This window comes from Arthrobacter sp. MYb229 (assembly GCF_002975405.1).
GTDB lineage: Bacteria > Actinomycetota > Actinomycetes > Actinomycetales > Micrococcaceae > Glutamicibacter.
Genome location: NZ_PCPS01000013.1, coordinates 1 through 18310, shown reverse-complemented (window position 1 = coordinate 18310; position 18310 = coordinate 1). Strand labels below are relative to the sequence as shown.

Annotated in this window: 14 protein-coding genes and 4 pseudogenes; 12 read left to right on the top strand and 6 right to left on the bottom strand. The window is 50.7% G+C overall.

Going from position 1 to position 18310, the window contains the following annotated elements:
• The first annotated feature begins 1038 nt into the window (after window positions 1-1038).
• Window positions 1039-1803 carry a class I SAM-dependent methyltransferase gene (locus CQ019_RS18030; protein ID WP_105570315.1) on the top strand — a complete coding sequence of 255 codons (765 nt, stop codon included), beginning with the start codon at window positions 1039-1041 and terminating at the stop codon, window positions 1801-1803.
• Window positions 1804-1961: 158 nt separating this feature from the next.
• On the opposite strand, the gene CQ019_RS18385 is transcribed toward CQ019_RS18030, so the two are convergent.
• The gene (locus tag CQ019_RS18385) at window positions 1962-2204 is read right to left on the bottom strand and encodes a hypothetical protein (RefSeq protein ID WP_146113404.1); all 243 of its coding nucleotides are present in this window, start codon (window positions 2202-2204) and stop codon (window positions 1962-1964) included.
• Window positions 2205-2642: 438 nt separating this feature from the next.
• On the opposite strand from CQ019_RS18385, the gene CQ019_RS18020 reads away from it, so the two are divergent.
• Window positions 2643-2942 carry a hypothetical protein gene (locus tag CQ019_RS18020; protein WP_146113403.1) on the top strand — a complete coding sequence of 100 codons (300 nt, stop codon included), beginning with the start codon at window positions 2643-2645 and terminating at the stop codon, window positions 2940-2942.
• A gap of 23 nt (window positions 2943-2965) precedes the next feature.
• On the opposite strand, the pseudogene CQ019_RS18015 reads toward CQ019_RS18020, so the two are convergent.
• The 3 genes and pseudogenes from CQ019_RS18015 to CQ019_RS18010 form a co-directional block, all read right to left on the bottom strand.
• A pseudogene (locus CQ019_RS18015) lies at window positions 2966-4216 on the bottom strand (ISL3 family transposase).
• 108 nt (window positions 4217-4324) lie between these two features.
• Window positions 4325-4728 (bottom strand): annotated as a pseudogene (locus CQ019_RS18845) (IS3 family transposase); the annotation flags it as partial.
• A 38-nt stretch (window positions 4729-4766) separates the two neighbouring features.
• Complete coding sequence (locus tag CQ019_RS18010; RefSeq protein WP_105570312.1) at window positions 4767-5855, bottom strand: IS110 family transposase; 1089 nt, start codon at window positions 5853-5855, stop codon at window positions 4767-4769.
• Between the two features lie 340 nt (window positions 5856-6195).
• Between CQ019_RS18010 and CQ019_RS18840 the strand changes: the two are divergent.
• The 10 genes and pseudogenes from CQ019_RS18840 to CQ019_RS17975 all read left to right on the top strand — a co-directional run.
• Window positions 6196-6858 (top strand): annotated as a pseudogene (locus CQ019_RS18840) (transposase); the annotation flags it as partial.
• A 642-nt stretch (window positions 6859-7500) separates the two neighbouring features.
• Window positions 7501-7662: a transposase gene (locus CQ019_RS18970; protein WP_146113402.1), complete on the top strand. Its 162-nt coding sequence runs from the start codon at window positions 7501-7503 to the stop codon at window positions 7660-7662.
• 695 nt (window positions 7663-8357) lie between these two features.
• The gene (locus tag CQ019_RS18375; protein WP_146113401.1) at window positions 8358-8786 is read left to right on the top strand and encodes a hypothetical protein; all 429 of its coding nucleotides are present in this window, start codon (window positions 8358-8360) and stop codon (window positions 8784-8786) included.
• Window positions 8787-8792: 6 nt separating this feature from the next.
• A complete protein-coding gene (locus CQ019_RS17995) occupies window positions 8793-10160 on the top strand; it encodes a glycosyltransferase family 2 protein (protein ID WP_105570310.1) in 1368 nt (455 codons plus the stop codon).
• A gap of 13 nt (window positions 10161-10173) precedes the next feature.
• A complete protein-coding gene (locus CQ019_RS18370; RefSeq protein WP_146113400.1) occupies window positions 10174-10815 on the top strand; it encodes a hypothetical protein in 642 nt (213 codons plus the stop codon).
• On the top strand, window positions 10809-12572 hold the full coding sequence (locus tag CQ019_RS18365; protein WP_146113399.1) for a glycosyltransferase family 4 protein: 1764 nt from the start codon (window positions 10809-10811) through the stop codon (window positions 12570-12572). The genes CQ019_RS18370 and CQ019_RS18365 overlap by 7 nt, the downstream gene beginning before the upstream one ends.
• Window positions 12573-12627: 55 nt before the next feature.
• Entirely contained in the window at window positions 12628-13221 is a 594-nt protein-coding gene (locus CQ019_RS18835; protein WP_146113629.1) for a DapH/DapD/GlmU-related protein, read from the top strand.
• A 5-nt stretch (window positions 13222-13226) separates the two neighbouring features.
• A complete protein-coding gene (locus CQ019_RS18360) occupies window positions 13227-13646 on the top strand; it encodes a hypothetical protein (RefSeq protein WP_146113398.1) in 420 nt (139 codons plus the stop codon).
• A 10-nt stretch (window positions 13647-13656) separates the two neighbouring features.
• Window positions 13657-15534: a glycosyltransferase family 2 protein gene (locus CQ019_RS17980; protein WP_181148616.1), complete on the top strand. Its 1878-nt coding sequence runs from the start codon at window positions 13657-13659 to the stop codon at window positions 15532-15534.
• Window positions 15531-16145: a hypothetical protein gene (locus CQ019_RS17975; protein WP_105570307.1), complete on the top strand. Its 615-nt coding sequence runs from the start codon at window positions 15531-15533 to the stop codon at window positions 16143-16145. Before CQ019_RS17980 ends, CQ019_RS17975 begins: the two co-directional genes overlap by 4 nt.
• A 373-nt stretch (window positions 16146-16518) precedes the next feature.
• Here the strand turns inward: CQ019_RS17975 and CQ019_RS17970 are convergent.
• Together CQ019_RS17970 and CQ019_RS17965 are read right to left on the bottom strand one after the other, a co-directional pair.
• Window positions 16519-16737: pseudogene (locus tag CQ019_RS17970) on the bottom strand (IS256 family transposase); the annotation flags it as partial.
• 32 nt (window positions 16738-16769) lie between these two features.
• The coding region (locus CQ019_RS17965) for an IS1634 family transposase (protein ID WP_146113397.1) at window positions 16770-18310 on the bottom strand (1541 nt) is incomplete at its 5' end.

Genomic DNA, 18310 nt, shown 5'->3' with positions numbered 1-18310 from the left:
TTCCTTTTTTGTCGCGTGCAGAGCCTTCACCCGAGGCGAGAATCACAACAATCTAAGGAAGTTCTCCGCCTTCAGCAATCACCCTGTTGCCATCCCAATCTCGGTGGCAATCCCCCCCGGACTATTGGATTAGCAGGGGCAAGACACCATGCCGAGATTGGTCGGCCGGCAGCTCCTATGTTCCTCGGTGTTCAGGAGCTGTCAACAACATAACGGGTAAGTGTCTGTATAAATCCCGGTGATGACTTGTGTGTTTTATTCAGCCCTTTGGCGTGACCATCCCCTGCTTGCCTCGCTTAATTACCTTCTGGGCAGGTTTGATAATTGGATAGGCAAGGCGGCAACGAGACTGTTTGCATTGGGCAGCTATGAAGCCATGTCCATCTAGTAGGTGCACTTATTTAGGACTTGTAGTAGCGGACTGATCACACAGAGGAATGCCACGTGAGGACATCAGCTACGGTTAGCGACACGCTGATTCAGCACAAGTATCAATCTTGCCGGCAGGTTTGAATGGTTCTAACGATTCATAGTAGATCCACCACACCATAAAGGTTTCGTCGCTTCGAGCAATGGGTCGAAACAGGTAAGATTACCTATGTAAGGTGATTAGTGCTATTTATCACAAATGGTTCGGGGCGAATTCTGTCTCCTGACCAGTGGGTCGCACGGGTGCATATAACGTAATTCTGTCGTATAGGGGTAGAAAATCATGTCCTTCCGGATTTCTTTGAATAATAACTTGCCGATAATTTCCTCATTGCCCGCGAAGGATTTGCATCGACAATATAAAATTAGTTCTGATTCCACACATCGAAATACTACGGAATATACGCTCTCGGTTCCGAGAAGACTTTCAAATTTGCCAAAGAGTTGATTCTTGAAAATCATCTTTCTTATTAGAGATTAATGTGAAACAAGATTTCATATGTTGAGGTGAAGTATTGCAAGTGACCACGATTTAAAAAGCTGTTCGCTGTAGGCGGTAAATTTTTACGTCTACGAAAATTGAAAGTATTTAAAAGAATTGAGCAACCAATGAGCGATGATCAAATAAACAGTAACTATGAAAGCATTAAAGAAGAATTAAATAGATTGATTAAATTTAATCAAGGTTGGAATACCAGACTAAGGCGTTCGACGATGGAAGGAGCTGCAGAAGTTTCATCGTTTCAATACCTATCAGCTGAGCTTGCCCCGAACAGATTCATGCCTGTTGTCGGAGGGTGGTCCATCCAATATCAAGTTATCGCAGCAATTGCAGACTACATTCTCCACGATGGCCCGGAGTCACCGACGATTGTGGAATTGGGTAGCGGGATTTCAACTTCATGGTTGGCCCTCGCTCTAAAACGGCACGGTACTGGTCGGATAATCTCTGTGGAGCATGATGAAAACTATGCTCAGCAAACGAAACAGGATCTTTTGCGACTGGGGCTGACCGACTATGCCGATGTAATTCTCGCACCGTTGGAAGCTCGTCGTATTGAACGTGATAATTTCAGGTGGTATGACCGAGCGGTCATTGAAGATGCCTTGGGCACGCAGAAAATTGACATCTTGATCGTGGACGGTCCGCCAGGTGACTCTGGCCCCAGATCGCGATTCCCAGCCCTGCCAATGCTAGCGAATTTATTGAATGATGAAGCTTTGCTTGTACTTGACGATGCGGACCGAGATGAAGAGCAAAAGATAATTCGTAGCTGGAATCGTAGTTGGCTCTTCGATTCCGACGACATGCTCATATCGAATCAGCGATCTGTAGGAAGGTCGCATTGGTGGACATTGCAAGGAAGACTCTAAGAATCACCCAACGTTTTAAATAGACGAGAAATTGGTAGCAGGACTGTAAACTTCGAACTGCAGCCACGCCTTCGACAATCGAGCAATGGAACCACATGGTGTGGATGAAGCTGCCGAATTTTCAAGTCAAACGGTACCAACACAGGATCAACGACGTCTCATACCGCTTGAACTGCCTTGCCTTGCGGATTATTAATCCACACAGCTGCCGGCAACGCAAGCAGGCTCGGATCATTAGCGGTGCTACATTGTTCAGGATCCTGCGCACCAGCCAAAGCCAGGGTCTGTGAACACATCACGGCCATCGAATCAGCAAGCCCGTAATGAACGTTTGACGGAGCTTGCAGACCAATACCCGAATGCTGATGGGCAAGGTTAGACCACTGTACGTATTCGTTCATACCCCCTAGCAACCCTAACGATGCGAACCGTTCGGGGAGCGTTGGACCATACTTCATGGCCTTGAAAAGCGACTCGGAGTTGTTCCTAATTCGGGATAATTTCGATTCTGCTGGGGACACGATAATGCCGAGCTGAACCTGTCTAAGCGGATTCTTGGTGCTCAGCGAGCTGCCGCAGTCTGAATCGCAATGCATAATCTCGTTGGCGTTTCATGCTGACTCTGTACGGTCATTTGTTCCGAAAAGGCACTAAAGAACAAGTGACAGAAGGCAAGGGAATCCGGTCCGCTCTCCAAGTGTGCAGACGGATTTCGGTAGCTTTTAGAAGGTCGCGGTTATGCATCGGATTCGGTTCGGTGGCGGCTACGTCAACTCGCAGCGCTGGATCGTTGGGCGCAGGAGCACGGTCTGGCTGCCAGCGTCCTGGACGATGCCTGCGTGGATCGGTCGGTCGCGGCCCGGCGCGCCGGACACCGAACGACGTTTGTGGCTCTCGCAAATTTTTCGGTTCCGATCTCGTATTTGCACCAGACCGGTGTGGTGCTTCGAGCGATCCCAGGTTTGGATCCGATTTCACGGAACCTTGAACAGTATCGCATTTACCTGTCCACCGAACGTGGGCTTGTTGAATGCTCGATCTTGGACAACATGCGTGTCGCCGAGAATTTCTGCTACAGGCGGGCATTCCGGCTGGCGGAGCTCTCGACGGACGAGCTGACCACCTATATTGGCTCTTAAAAGTTAAGCATGGCGTAGGATGTTCAGCACGGCGGTAAGCCCGCCGTGTATAACAATATCCGAAACCGGTGATGCGCATGGCTCCGATAGCCCCGCCGATGCGCTTCAGGTTCTTCGCCGTCAGATTCGCTACCTCGCTCCGGGCGTTGCTCAGCCTGCTCTCACGAAGACTAGCCGCTCGCGCTGCCAGGCGGTGAGCCTGCGGAGCAAAAGATTCGCTACTCTCATTTTCGATGATTTCTTGGACTTCTCCAGCACCGCCCATCGTGACTGAAACTCATGAATATCCGCGGTTTTCAGTAGTTCCCTCACATGCTACTTGATCGCATAGACGACCCCGAGTTCGGGATCCCTTTCCAAGATCAGCTGCAGCCATTCCCCTAGATTGATCGGGAGGTTTTCGAGGGTGCAGATAAGTAGTTTCCGGTACTTGTCTGCCGGGTCGCTGGCTTTGCCATGGCGTTCGTGGACCTTGTCGGAGCGGCGCCGACGAACTTGCGCGATCATCAGATTCGCCCGTTGGATCACGTGGAATTGGTCCATGATGGCCTTCGCCTTGAGGACATTCTGCCGCAAGGCCCCGCAGAATCCTGAGGGCATATCGATCTCCACATGCTGGTCGCGTTGGCGCCAATATCTGAGTCGGTTTTCAGACATTTCTTCAATGCGGCACGGCGGCGTCCGTCCACGCTATTCAGGATTCTTCCGGTATCTAGGTCGGTGAACACGATGGACCACTGCTCGATCCGGAGCAATTTCCCGGTCCTTCCACGGGTGTAGCGGACCTTCCGAAAGCGGTGTTCGTCAATGCTGAGGCGGTGGATGAGCACCGGTCCACATCGCCGATCAGCTCTCCGGCGTTATTGTGCCGGGGCATCACGGTTGGCCATGACACTGCGTACGCTGCCGCGACGTTAGAGACGCCTCGTAGTTCATGGTTCATCTGGCCGAAGAGCGATTGGGAGAGACGCATGGTGAGCTTGGCCCGGAATGGTGTTTGTTCAGTGCTTTGCACGAATAAGCGTCGGGGGCACACTGATTATTGGCAGGCCACGCGGCGCTTGCGTACCAAGACCTGCAGATCCTTGACCCGATGCACCGGCCTGGCTGGGATACGGGTGGTGAGCACGCCGCTGGAAGGGCAAGCTGCTTCGGTGTCAATGGGCCCGACAAGAACTTCCCGACCGTCAAGATGTTGGACCGTTGATGGCGAGGTAGTCAGTGAGGTTCAAAAGCGTGGACGCAGCATCGATTCTACCGGTATTCTCAAACACCGTTCGCAGTTCCTTGCATATGAATTGTTCGAGGCAACACCCATATTCGCAAGAGAGACTGCGAGCCTTGTTTCTTTTTCAGGGTCACCACGGTAAAAAATCGAAGCGCCGTGAAAGCCCGAGCAAATTGGCCGCTTTCCGCGACGGGAACTTGATAGTCAGCAGCTGGCGGTAGGCCTTTTTCATTTCTACTTTGAGTTCGGCTCGTCCGGCGATTCGTTGATGGCATTCTCGAAGAACGCCGAGAATTTTCCTCTGATGTCTAGTGCTTCTTCAGACTACTTCGCTGGTCCTCACTCACCTCCAACTGGCGGCGAAGTCGAGCGATCTCGGCTTGTTCCGGGGTGAGTTTTTCAATGAGGGGGGCCGAGGCTTTTCCATTCCAGAACTCCAACGTCGCGCAGTTTGCGAAATCCTACCATCTGCGAGGAGTGGAGTCCGTTCTCGCGCAGGTAGTCGATGCCTATTTGGCGGGTAATGGCTACGTCGCAGCCAGCAACGAGTTCAAGTTTCTATGCTGGCGTGAACGCCCTGGGCCCCTACGACCCTTCTATGTCTGCCAACCGGCGATCAAAGCCTCCGCTTGTGAGTTGAAAATGCGGTAGACGCGCCGGGCGAGATAGCGTTTGATGCATCGTCGGATTTGCTTGGTGCTAAGTCCTTCCGCTTCCCGTTTCTGCACGTATTCGCGGGTTTCCTCGTCGTGGGTCATCCGCGTGATAGCGACCATGTGAAGCGCGCTGTTCAGAGCCCGGTCTCCGCCGCGATTGAGCCGGTGGCGGACGGTGTTCCCCGATGAGGCCGGGATCGGGTTCACCCCGGCGAGGGAGGCGTAAGCGGCTTCCGAATGCACTCGCCCCTGGTGGGACCAGACGGTCAGGCATGCGGCGGCTGTGATGGCGCCGAAGCCCTTCACCTCCAGGAGCGGTGCCGCTTCGCTGAACTTGACCAGGTCGGTGATCTGCTGGGTGTTGCCAGCCACATCTTTGTCGAGGTCACCGATCCGCTTGGCCAGCCGGACCGCCTCGGTGCGGACCACGGAGAGCGCCAGTTCCTCGTCCTGTTCACGCCACCGGGGCACTTCGGCAATCTGCGCTCCGGTCAGGGCCTTGCGGGCGTCCAGGCCGAGCTCATTGACGCGCACCAGGGCGGTCAGCCCGTTCGCGGCACGGGTCCGCTCACCGGTCATGGAATCACGTGCAGATACCAAGACCCTCAGGGCAGCACGGACGCCTTCAATCAGCCGCGGCCGGCGCAGTTTCTTCTCCTTCAGCGGGAACACGGCCCGGGCGATTCGTTGGGCATCGAGCTCGTCGGATTTGCCTACGCCGTGGTGGGACTTGGCGTCCATCCGTGCTGCCTCGACAACCGGGTATCCCTTGGTTGCCACGGTTCCGGCGAGTATGGACACGTAGGAGGCCGCGCCCTCGATCACCCAGAGCGTGGCGAGGTCGGCACCCGTGCGGCGTGCCACCCACGCGATGGCTCGGTTGATGCCGGCGCCGGTCGTGGGGAAGTCCCGGGTATCGACGAGTTCACCGGTCGTGACGGTGATGATGGCGTAAACGTGGTTGCGTGCGTGGGTATCGACACCAACGACAAACGCATGTGAATGCGCGACGATAGACATGGCGGTCATTGTTACTTTCCTCTTCACGGATATGGGCATGGCCGCTGTCGGCCGGTACCAGTCCGGGTAGAGGTCACTTCGGAACAACATTGTGATGAGCCACGCGCTGAGGCGGACAACCTTCTGATCAAGTCACCGAGGTGGGCCGGACGCGCCCGGCCGACCGCCCCATGATTGGACAAGTCGTAGGATAGACACCAATGGGTCACGTGTCAGGTGAGTCACAATCACGAGGCGGGACGGCCAGTCCCTATCCTGCCAGCCAGTCCCAGACCAGCTGCACCAAGTCTCACAGTGTCAGGCTGGAACGGTACCAACGCCACACAGCAAATCCACTCCAGCACGTAGGACAGCGCGCAGTTCAATGGCGAAAGACCGCACGCGGTCTGTGAATGCGTTGAACGCTTAGGTACGTAGCAATGACCTGGGTATCGATGCCCGCAAGAAGCTGACGGGTAGTCAGATCAATGACATCAGTCGATGGAGGGAACGCGAAGTAGAACTCTCAGCATCCATTGCACGGTCCGAAGCCGTGCGTCTGGCGAAGCGAATTTTGGACTAGGATCAGCAGTTATTTGCTAACGAGAAGCGTCTGGACGAGCTGGTGGGTGTTAGCGAGGCGGCTCCGTTGCTTAAAGAGGTTGGCTTCAAGGCGATTACTGCGGCGAATTGCTTCGTGGCTTGATCGCGCGAAGGCCGCGTCCGTAACTAAGCTGCATTTGCTAGCTCGGCAGGAGTAAATCCCACCCCCGCTTCATCAGGCAATACGAGTCGGCATAGGCTCAATAGCGGAGGCAACAGATCGCTGAATTCCAATTTGCATATGGCAGCGATTACGCGAATGACTTATGACGAGGAAACTCGTGAATATGTTGAGAAGCGTCGTACACAGGGGAAATCTGACACGGAAACTCGACGGTGCATTAAACGCTATCTCGCCGGCCTCGTCTTCAGGATCCTAACCGTTTCAGGTGCAACACCCGAAGAGCAACGGGCCGCTTCACAAATATAGAAGAGTCAATCACCCTGCTGCTATCCCATTCTCGGTGGCAACACCTCCGGACTATTGGATAAGCAGGGGGCAAGACACCATGCCGTGATTGGTCGGCCAACAGTCCCTATGATCCTCTTTTAGGGGCTGTCAACAACATAACGGGCAACCCAATCCGCGCCTCATCAGTGAACACCACCAGTCACCGGCTCAACCTAGGCAGTGACAGGAACCTGCGCAGCGCCCTGCGCATAGTCGCAATCACGGTATGACCTATGTTAAGAAAACCCGTGGATATGTGCAGAAACGCGTGGCTGAAGGACGCAGCACCAAGGAAATTTGACGGTGCATCAAGTGCTATCTCGCCCGGCGATAATACCGCATTCTCAGTTCACACACAGAGGCTCTGACCGCCGCTTGACAGGAACAGAAGTTTTGTAGGGAACTGGCACGGAATAAAACCGTGCATATGGCCAACTCGGTCCGCCCATCACAGCCAGCGATGATGACAGCAATCGCAGTTCGGCTGGCCAGAGGGGGAAGACTTGCGCCCAAAACCTAGCTCCGTCGCTCTCGGTCACCCAGATGCACAGTACGCGCTCGGTACATACCATGGCGAGGCAGTTACTTGCATTAATTGAATCGATCTGAACACGGGCTACTGTGCAAACATGCGTGGTGCACCTGGTCCGTGCGGCAACTGGGTTCGTTTCCTACACTTGCCGTCAAGCGGTCAGCGCGCGGTTCAAAACTGTTTGCGTCGCTCCCAGCGTCGAATCCTCACTGACGACCAGTGATGATTTCGAGGTCAATACGCTGGAATAGAAGTACCCTTCTGCAGCGGCGACGTGGCATAACGAACGGGAGCGGTTCACGATGATATTTGAATTTCCTAAGATTCTTTGCACGTCATGTACATGAACGCGCTTGAGTCGATGAACTACTAAATTCGCCAGGTCACGACGACTCTTTGTTATTTCCAATTGGACACCGCGGCGGTGAAGATGCCGTGGTTGTGGATCTGCAATATCGTGGATAAGCGGGCCCAGGAGCGGTTTCAGAACCATTTAAGGAAGTAACGAATCCGATAGAGGGATCGGGTGCACACCTTCAGGAGGGCTCTTGCACCAGTGGCTGGAAGCACGCGTTGCAGCTGCTGGCGATGGAGGGTCGAAGCATCAGGTTCCCGGTCTCGATCCTTACAGACGCGCAATCGTGAAAAGTAAACCTGTTTACAAATGAAAGTGGTAAAAGTATGAAGTCACCGCTGGCGAAAAGCTTCGTGTAACTGAGCTTTCCACCTGATAGCATGTCATCGTTAGAGTTCTGCATGGTCGTTGGATCAACTCAAGCATTGGTTCTACGGTGACAATGTAACTAAGTAAATGAGTTGAATGATGCACAGTTCTCATGAAGATACTCGGACTCTTATAGCAGGGCCAGTATTCGTCGACCAGAATTGAATTATGTCATCCCGACATCTAGGCGAATGACCCATGCCGTACAGAAAGTTGTAAGTAATGAGCTATTTCGGAAAAATTAGCGCTTTGGACAGTAGAAGCTATACCTTTGACGTTTCCCCCAACACATTACCGCTCGAGCTGTTTGTTCACGTGCCAGAAGGATCTGATAGAGACTTTGTTCTTCTACCAGAGCAATCGCAGATCGAGAAATTTTCAAGAAAATGTTCCATGTATTTCTCACAAGGACTGGACGCTAAATTTCAATATGCTGGTGGTGGGCTATCAACCGTTGTCGTCGGGACAGAACAAGAACGCACCAGCGTAGGCGACAAACTCGACTTTGTTATAGCACGTTGGGCTCGAAACGGTGAAGCTCCCTTTCCTGACCAGATTCGGCTCACAGTCAAAGACCTTAGTCTAGACCCAAAATTGAATTTTATCGAGATAATTTCAGCTAGCGCCAAGAAAATTTCTGAAGGGAAATAGACCACAATGTTACCAGAAACACCTTTGGTGAGCGTGGTCATCGCGACCAGAAACCGCAGTGAATTACTTAAAGTTGGAATTCATTCCGTGCTTAATCAGACTTTTAAAGACTTCGAATTAGTAGTTGTTGACGATGGCTCTACGGATAATACGGAACTAGTTGTTAAGGGTATCGATGACCCTAGAGTTGTATATGTACGAGGCAAAGGCGAGGGCATTTCGGCTGCACGGAATATAGGCGCACAAAAGTCGCGAGGTCAATGGACTGCGGTTCACGACGACGACGACATTATGCTGCCCAACCGCTTGGAAGAACAATTAAAATTTGTCGATGATTCAGTGGACTTCATCTATGGGGCATTCATGAATTTCGATGACGAAACTGGTGAATTGCAACTTCACCACGGACGAAATTACGGGTATGCCGCAGCTCTCATGAGCGGCTTCGCGCCAGGGCATTCAACATGGCTTGTTCGTACAGAACTGTTGCAGACTTTTCAGTATGACGAAGGAATTGAGAGTGCTGTAGACAACAACATCACATTTAGGATGTTGAGATCAGGAGTTCGTTTTAAGCACAGTGGTGTTTTCTGCCTTCTGCGTCGTGTTCACAGTGGGCGAATTACTGATCAGGGTGGGCAAGGTCAGAAATACGTTGCCCAAATGAACCTTAGCTTCCTGAAGCGGGCCTTCACACAGCAAAGTATTCAGGAACTTTCAAAAGCAGCCCGCAGAGACTGGGGACCGGTTGACAAAACCAATTGGGAAACCAAATATCTTGGTTTCTTACCGGATCATTTAGTCAAAAGAAGCGGCTTCGTCGTGATCGCCAATGAAGATCCTGAATTGAAGGAAAGTTTCCAGCGACTCGAAGTATTAGATGCGGCGGAGATGAACTGGGCAGAATTCTTTGCTAGCTGCGGGGCGGGCGCGAAAACGAATCGAGTCAGTGTTAGACTGCGGGAAAATTCTGAGATTGAAAAAATACTCAACGGTATTGAGCTTGCCAAACCAAATTCTAAGAAATCTCCGCAAGATTTGATCACTGAGTATGCTTTAGCATCCATTCACAATCGTAAAGATGGATTTTTTGACAACGCCGAAGTTGTGGTACTGGCTGTCGGACCAGCTCCAGCCTGGACTGACGAACAGAAATCTGTCACTAAGCAAAGATTCAGCACTACTGAAAACGGTACAGAAGTTATGGGTGGCATAATTCCCCTGCATTCACTTGACGCCGCAGAAGGAATCAGAAATGCGTTATTCGGCGATGGAGTTCTTGACTGCAGAGTTTTCGTGAACGGAACATCTGACAAGGTACGCGAAATGACACAAAACGAATTACATAGCGACGCCATGAATAAGACTGCTTGAAGGGTAACGAAAATTGCTAATTAAGAATATTTCGGTCAAAGGATCGGGTGGATTTAATCTTCTGGCGGTTCGGGAGGACCAAGAACTAGCTCCAAAGCTTGAATCTTTATCGTTTGATGCGACACCAGTTGGGCTGACTCCTCTTAAAGTTCTCGTCGCTGGAGCTCTACTCTTTGGGAACAGGGAAATGGACCGCATTGAGACCATAGGTGAGGTTCCGAAAGGTACTGTCGAGCGAGTGCAGTCACTTCTGGGAATTGGGATAAATCCGACAATGGGCCAGAACTTAGGGTCCGTGGAATCTGATGAGTCAGACACTACGATCAAAGCTACAACCCTAAAAATCAATCTTGAAGGGTCGTTTACTGCGAATACGCCAGGCCGGGACGTAACTACTCTCTCACTTATTCCCAGTGAGCGTTGCAGTGGGGTTCTCTGGGGAGTCAAAGAAGCTATCGTCGCCTCTAACGCATGGCTGCATGAGAAGTATGATTCACGTTCCCGCCTTGTGGCTGCTGTTGGAGTTCTTTTTGCCGAAGAATTTTTAGCAGAAGCCATATGTGTACCATCTACTACGGAAACGGAAGCGAATTTCATCCGAGAACTTTGTAAAATTGTTGGCATAAATGCCATTTTTGAGGGTGAATTATGCTGAATCAGCAAGTATCAAAATATTCAATGTTTGTTTATATGGAGAATAAACTCCATAGTTCAAACTTAGATCGTTTTAAAGTTTCTCTCTTTAAAGCTTTGGCTGATAATTCCTGCGAAATAATGATGCTACAGACGCAAGAGCTGGAGGGAAAATCTCCCCAACTTCCTAAGCGCGGTCGTTGTGTAGTTTTCTGTGACGGAATAATGTCACTTAAAGCTGCGAGAAATGAGTTTTCGACTATCTCCGAGTGCGTCTTTGCTCTTATTGTTATTCCAACCTCTTATCCGAAGTGGGGTAGTTACACCGAGGCGTGGGCAAAGGGACTAGCTCAGAATGTTGATGCCGACACTATAATCTTGACTGATAGCGATCTATCGAGGAAAGTTATCGAATCAGAACTGAATCATTTTCGCGCTGATGTTCGAATAGTGCGGCCTAAGCATATTCCCGTTGAGCACGACGACTCGGAGGCTTCGGATGAAGACATTTGGCAATTTGAAAAGTCTAAGTTACGAGAAGGGGCAAAAGCTCTCAGGTTTTCGGGGAGCAGCTGGGGATTTGAAAAATATCAATCGGCAGATTCAAGCCAGAGATCTCCAATTCAGTCTGAAGAAGCGAATAAGGCCCAATCGGAAGCTTTTGAATCTGAGAACAATGAAGTTATATCGGATATTCTAGTACCTAGAAGACTTTCAGGTCATCCGATTGAAATAGGAATTCTAGGGACGAAACTTACGTTTATTGATGAACTGAGTCGAGACTTGGCTCGAGATTCGGCATCAAGAGTTACGCTCGACGAATGGACACACCTCGGCGCACCTCCTGACGCGTCTCGTTCAGAGATGATCTTAGCGAATTCGGACGTTATCATTGGCGAATGGGCCAGACCTAATAACGTCTGGATTCAGGATCGGGCAAAAATAGGGAAGCGTCTTATAGTTCGCGCCCATAGGTATGAAGTAACTGTCGATTTTCCACATAATATTGACATGGAACGTTATTATGGTGGAGTGGTAATCGTGCCGTGGGTCGGTCGTGCCCTAGTGCAGAAATTTGGCTGGCCTCGTGAAAAAATGGTGTATATACCAAACTATATCAATTCTCGCTATTTCCACCGGCCTAAGCTGACTGGAGCAGAATTTACATTAGGGATCGTAGGGATAACCCCGGATTTAAAGCGACTTGACCTTGCAATAGATTTACTTGAACGTCTTCGGATGGAAGACCTTCGATACGCCTTACGTGTAAGAGGTAATTTGCCCTCTGAACATATCAACTGGCATAAACAACCATTGCAAGCAGAGCAATGGGGAAGCATCTTGCATCGAATAGAAACTAACCCGTTGCTTCGGAATGCAGTTCATTTCGATGCCCCTGGGCGTGATATGGCTTCTTGGTTCCAGCAAATCGGTGTAATACTTTCTACATCCGATTTGGAAGGTTCCCACGTAGCTTTAGCGGAGGGTATAGCATCTGGTGCCCTGCCAGTTGCGCGTCGGTGGCCGGGTATCGAAACTTTGTGGCCGGAAGAGTTTATTTTCGACGACCTTGAGTTAGCAGCTCAATATGTTCTGCAAGCGAGAAATCACCAGCTGCGAGAGCAGCAAATTCATATGTTCCAAAGGCTGAAATCATTGGACCCAGATCGTGTTCTGCAAGCATGGTGGGACTTGGTAAATGGTCGTATTGAGGACGCGCAACAGGCGTTCGGGCCAGTAGATTGGGATGCTCCTTTGTATGAGAAGATTATCCTTTGATTAGTTATTCACTATGGGCGATTCATCGCTTATGAATTGACCGGAGAAGATTAGAGTGGCCGAAGTGCAGGACAAGACGGCAATAGAAGTTCTTGAAGAACGAGTTAGGGAACTCGAGCGAACAGTCCGTTTCCTAACGGACCATAAAAATAAGCAAGATCCAGCCGGTCGTCCTGCTTTCAGACGCCCCGATTTCGTGACAGTGGGTGAACACTGTCGATTCGGAAACGGCGTGACATTGTCGGCCACCGAAAAAACCCCCATCGTGATCGGTGACCGTACTAGGATTCTGCGTGGGACGGAGCTGCTCGGTCCCATGCAGATTGGTTCACGTGTGTTCATAAACCGTGATGCGTACGTACGCTCACGTGTTCGAATTGGCGATGGCGTTTCGATAGGCCCATTTGTGAAGATCATTTCGGATTCGCATCATATGGGTGATCCCAGCCATCGTGCAGGTACTGGGAAGACTGAAGATATTGTTATTGAAGATGGCGTGTGGATCGGTGCGAGTGTTGTCGTCTTAGGCGGAGTAACTATTGGCGCCGGCTCAGTTGTCGCGGCCGGATCCGTAGTCGTCGATTCTGTTCCTAAAAACACCGTCGTGGCCGGAATTCCAGCTCGCGTGATTCGTGCAATTGAGGACTAACAAAAATGTTTGAAACTTTTGACTACGAACCAGTCATTCATTTCGATATCCCTCAGGACGTTTCGGAAGCTAGAATTATTTCCTCGTTCAGTGGCAAGATTACTGAGAGGCAATATATTTTCACCGTTAAACGAGTCGGCGAGCAAGGAACGGACGTTCATGAGTTCGAAGAATTGAACTGGTCCTCGAGTTTAAATTCCTCTTTTGAATATGTGAGTCAACTAGAAGCTGAAGCAACTTCTTTGGGAAAGGTATTTAGGTTAAGTCCTGGAATTGGGACGCTGGAAATATCGTGCGTAGAGTGGAAGAAACCTACGGTAACGAGCGCCGTTTCCATTACTTCTTTGTCGCTTGAATTGTTTTCCAGAGCATGGAATTATCCTGCCCCATTCACGCGACTAATAATACCAGGACGGACAATTTAAAATGCCCCTTATGGACTTGTCCGTGGTGATTGGTTTTCGCGATTGGGGTGCTAAAAGGCTCAAATTAGCGGTTAGCAGCGTCCAGGCTTCATTTGGCCCTCTTAATGGTGAAGTGATTCTTGTAGATTACGGATCAGCGAATCCGTCGATTGCGTCGGAGATATCTGAACTTTTTCAACTTACTCTAGTGCAAGTAACTGACGCTCCCGTTTGGTCTAGATCTCGGGCGTTAAATGCAGGCTTCGCTTTAGCAACAGGTGATCTCTATATTAGTACTGATGCGGATATGTTATTTGCCCCGAATACACTCGAAACGGTTTATCGGTGGTGGCGTGCTTCTGGAAAAAGCGCCATGTTCTTGCAATGTCGTGATCTGCCAGAGTCTGTAACCATCGAGGATTTATCAAGCCAACATCTCGATTGGGAATATCTAGAATCTGTCTCTTCCTTACGTCCTAGATGGGGCGTAGGCGGTATGATGGCTATTTCTCGGAGCGCCTTTCGTCAGATGCGGGGGCTAGACGAACGGATGACGACATATGGTCGAGAAGACATGGATTTTGCTTTACGAGCCCGTCGGATGGGGCTGCGTATGGTTTGGGTTGAAGATAAAACCGCCAGAATCTATCATATGTGGCATCCTCCGACCGCTATTGCACTCAAAAACGATGTTAGTGCGACAGATTCTGTCAACGTAAATCGGAAAATATATTCTTCCGATGCGACTATCTCACGCAATCGGACAGTTTGGCGACACAGTGAAGAGGGGCCTCTGCCAATCGTCAGTATCTTATTTAGCGATGAATTCAATACGAACCGAGAGTTAATACAGATGTTGAGACTTCAAACGGTCTCGTCATTTGAGATTCTTCTTCCTGAGAATTTGGCTGGTGATCTTGACACTTCTTTAGATAGTCGTATTCGTTTATGCCATGTAGATGACGGACGCCTTGCGAGCCTAATTGCCTCTTGCCGAGGACGCTATGTTTTGCCACTTTCGGGAGTCAAATTCATTGCACGGGACTACCTTGAAAAAATGCTGGATCAGCTGGGTGGAATGAAAAGGTTAGTAATCGCCGGTGGGGCACACGGAAGTCGCCTAGAATCGGGTGTGCCACCTTGCGACGCCAAGAGGAAATTGCGCGGGTGTATGTTTGAACGCGACCTATTTGCAGAAATCGTTAGAATATTTGAGGATGAAGGATCTCCATCCCAGGAATCATTCTTATCTGTGATTGAAAAGAACGGTCTCGAATACTCAACTGCCAACGAAGCTCACTTTATTGAAGGTGACGTGATTGCGCATAATCAGGATGACGAGAGTTTCTCAGAAGGAATTGTGGAATCGGGTTTATTCTGGCCTTTCCTGGTCGCGAATGATGCGGAGATTTCCGTTCGAGTCGACGGCGATAATATTCCGTTATTGGACGGTGTTTTTTTGGATGGCGATCTCACTATTTCCACGGTGAGCATTGATGGGAAGAACATCAAGAGTGATAGTTTGTTGCGTAATGCCTCCGTCGAAGACCTATTGACACTGTTGAGCTACGGCTGCAAATTCAGACGTTCCGAATTGAAGAACAATGTGCAAGTCGAGCCGATCCTGGGAGAAGGATGGGCAATAGAAGCGCTGGGACGAGTAATGGAAAACATCCATTGGACTCCGCATTCGGCAATTTTCGCAGAGGGCAGATTGGCTGACGAAGCGGATAGCGCAATGGGTTCGGACTGTTTTACGAGTAGGATTCAGCGTAAATACGACGGATTTCAAGAGGATTTAACGATTATTTTAACTCGTAATCAGAAGGAATCCGACTTGGTATTTAGTAGTTTAAGAAGGTCGGTTAGGCTAGTCGTGCTTGGAAAAACTCAAGGAGTCGTCAATTGATCATCTCCCAAGACGTCGAATCCAATTCCTCCACAATATTGGATGCTGCTTTCGGCGAGTACGATGGATTCGCTCCAACGAGTAAATTTATTGTCGATACCGTGTCTAAGAATTCGTCACCCGAGTACGTGGCTTTAGCGGCATATCTCGTATTTGGAACTTGGACAAGTGGCGCTATTGTATTTCCTGAATCTATCACGCCGGAATTGGCCAGCGCGATGGAAGAAGATAGCGCTCCAGTTCGGATCAGGCCACAAGGTATTAACTTAGTTCCAAAGCGTGTGAAGTTGGGCGATCATGGATTATTTGTTAATCTAAATGGTGGTTCCCCACCAGCGGATTGTCTTGAGGTAGAAATACTCCCATTTGGATTTAATGAGGGATTCCTGCGGAAGTCGGGTCACCTTCAAGTATCGTCGAATGCATTTATGTTTAGTGGTGTTCTTGATCGTAAGTATTGCTATCGCCCTATTATCGCAGCCGCGCTCTTAGCAAACGCGGATTTGCACTTAGGTCGAATCTATCTTTCTGCGGATATCGAGCAACAAGAATTTATCTCGCTCCATGAACTCTTGCAGGCTACAGGAATCGAGTTGATTCGCGTTTCCTGAATTTAAATGAAAATTGTTTTGTAGCGGGACATCGGTAACTGTGACAACTTGTAGTAACTGCTCTGGGATCAGGTGGCAAGGTAAGAACCAGACCTGCTCTCCACCGAGAAGACCCAATCGGTAACTGACCCGCAAGTCGTCTTTGAGCTGAATTGTCTGTTCTTGTCGGTAGGCAGTCGGTATCCGCTCACCCACTGACGGTAGCCTGATAAGAATAATGTCCGCCCCAAATAGGGGCGTAACTCGTCGCAGTGTTGCTCCGGCGATGGCTCTATTTCCGGACTGGGACCCGGCCACACCCGGACGAATGCGAGCCTGTCAGTTTGTTTGTGTAAGCCCCTAGTCACATCCGTTATTCAAGGGTTCGTAATACTCACTTCAAATAAGGTTCAATGCGCTCCGGGTACGCCATCGCCAGCTGCTGCAAGGCCTGCTTCCAGCCACTGGTTCCGGCACCTTCCACCAGATACGAACCAGCGCCAGCCCTCGGGGTACGGCCCTTCTTCTGCGCGTCCTTGAACCGCTCCCGGGCACGCTTATCCTCGATATTGCAGATCGCCAACCACAGCATTTTCACCGCTGCTGCATCGGACCTGTTTCGTGCCAAAGCCTTAGTAAGTACTTTTATCCACGCTGAAGCTTCTTCAATAGCTCTCGAAGCTCGGCAGAAACTTCAGCAGGGATCAACACATAATCACCATTGACTTGTATTTTCGCCGAACGAACGCCCTTCAAGTCGGTGATAATCCGTTTCAAACTCATCCCAGAGATCTCCTGCAAATGCCGGCCAATCGCCAACGCAGCGAACACCACGGTCAAATGAGCATCGATGGCGTCCTCATCCCGATGGAACACCGGACGAGCGGAAAGGTCACTCATGGTCATACGGAATGACGCTTCAACCTGCCAGAGGTCATGATACGAATCAAGGACCTGCTGACCTTTCATCACCGACTGGTCAATATTGGTCACGTAGCCCTTGAGCCCGGCCAACATACGGGCTCGTTCAATTCTGGCCTCATCGACTTCAGGCTTCGTCCCGGTCGTTTTCACGAACCGTGCTTTACGCATCTGGCTTGTGCCTTCAGCAATGCCCATGGCACGGCGTTCCATGAGATTGATGTTCCGATTATCAGTGACGAAACGCTTCGCAGACCATTGATAAATCACTCGGCGTTCTCGGCCTTTTGCGCCGGTGCCCATGACGCGCTTCGATTCCAGGATCTGCCCGTTGGCGAACCGGTTGCCCTTCGTGTCGAAATGTTCTTGCAGGTCATAGGGCGCTTTGGCCATACGCGAGCCAACAATGAATTTGAACCCAGCATCTTCCAAAGCGGTCAGATTCGCGGCGGAGAGCATGCCGGCATCAGCGACGACCACCATGTCGGTGATACCGTGGCGCTCCTGAAACGCTTGGACCACCGGAACGATCGTGGTGGTCTCGGCCTTGTTCCCGGCAAACATATGCATTTCCAGCGGGAACCCGGCCGGGTCCACCAGAAGCCCGACCTGGATTTGCGGGTCCACCCGGTGTTCTTTGCTCATGCCGACTTTGCGGAGGTCATCTTCCTTTTTCGACTCAAAGTGAAGGGTGGTGACGTCATACATGATCATTGCTCCGAGCCCCACGGTCTGGGTTCGATAGGTGATCATTGCTTTGGCCAGAGTGTCTTTGTAGTCCTTTTCGTGGCAGCGATGCAGGCTGCGAAAGAGGGTCCGCAAGGACGGGTGCGGTGCACAGATGTCATCGAGCACTCTGATGGTGTCTGCTTTGGATGTTGGCTCGATGAGCCTGGCGAGCACCATGGCGCGAAACCCCTCGTCATCAAGGACTTCGAACCCAAGGCGTGCGTAGGCTGCGGTGAGGATTTCCCACAGTTCAGTGGCTGGGGACGCAACGACTTTCGCGGTGCCCGTGGCGCCGGCTCGGGGTCTTCCGCGGTCAGGAATCACGTCGGGAAGTTCGGAGTTCTTGGTCCAGTCAGCGACTTCGTCCAGGGATGGGGGTTCTTGTTCCACATCGCCGAAGTCGAAGGCTTGCTGCCCTGGATGCAAGCGTTGCTCGGCGGAGCGCAGCAGCAGTGCTAGCCCGGGTATTTCATGAAGGCCGGTAGTCATTAACTGACTTAAAAGATGAAAAGGTGACCTGAACTGGGAAAATGGGA

What these genes read in the sequence shown, in the direction of transcription:
- CQ019_RS18010 (WP_105570312.1), bottom strand. Translation starts at nt 5,855, where the DNA reads ATGACCGCCATGTCTATCGTCGCGCATTCACATGCGTTTGTCGTTGGT.
- CQ019_RS18360 (WP_146113398.1), top strand. Translation starts at nt 13,227, where the DNA reads ATGTTTGAAACTTTTGACTACGAACCAGTCATTCATTTCGATATCCCT.
- CQ019_RS17980 (WP_181148616.1), top strand. Translation starts at nt 13,657, where the DNA reads ATGGACTTGTCCGTGGTGATTGGTTTTCGCGATTGGGGTGCTAAAAGG.
- CQ019_RS18365 (WP_146113399.1), top strand. Translation starts at nt 10,809, where the DNA reads ATGCTGAATCAGCAAGTATCAAAATATTCAATGTTTGTTTATATGGAG.
- CQ019_RS18030 (WP_105570315.1), top strand. Translation starts at nt 1,039, where the DNA reads ATGAGCGATGATCAAATAAACAGTAACTATGAAAGCATTAAAGAAGAA.
- CQ019_RS18375 (WP_146113401.1), top strand. Translation starts at nt 8,358, where the DNA reads ATGAGCTATTTCGGAAAAATTAGCGCTTTGGACAGTAGAAGCTATACC.
- CQ019_RS18385 (WP_146113404.1), bottom strand. Translation starts at nt 2,204, where the DNA reads ATGAACGAATACGTACAGTGGTCTAACCTTGCCCATCAGCATTCGGGT.
- CQ019_RS17995 (WP_105570310.1), top strand. Translation starts at nt 8,793, where the DNA reads ATGTTACCAGAAACACCTTTGGTGAGCGTGGTCATCGCGACCAGAAAC.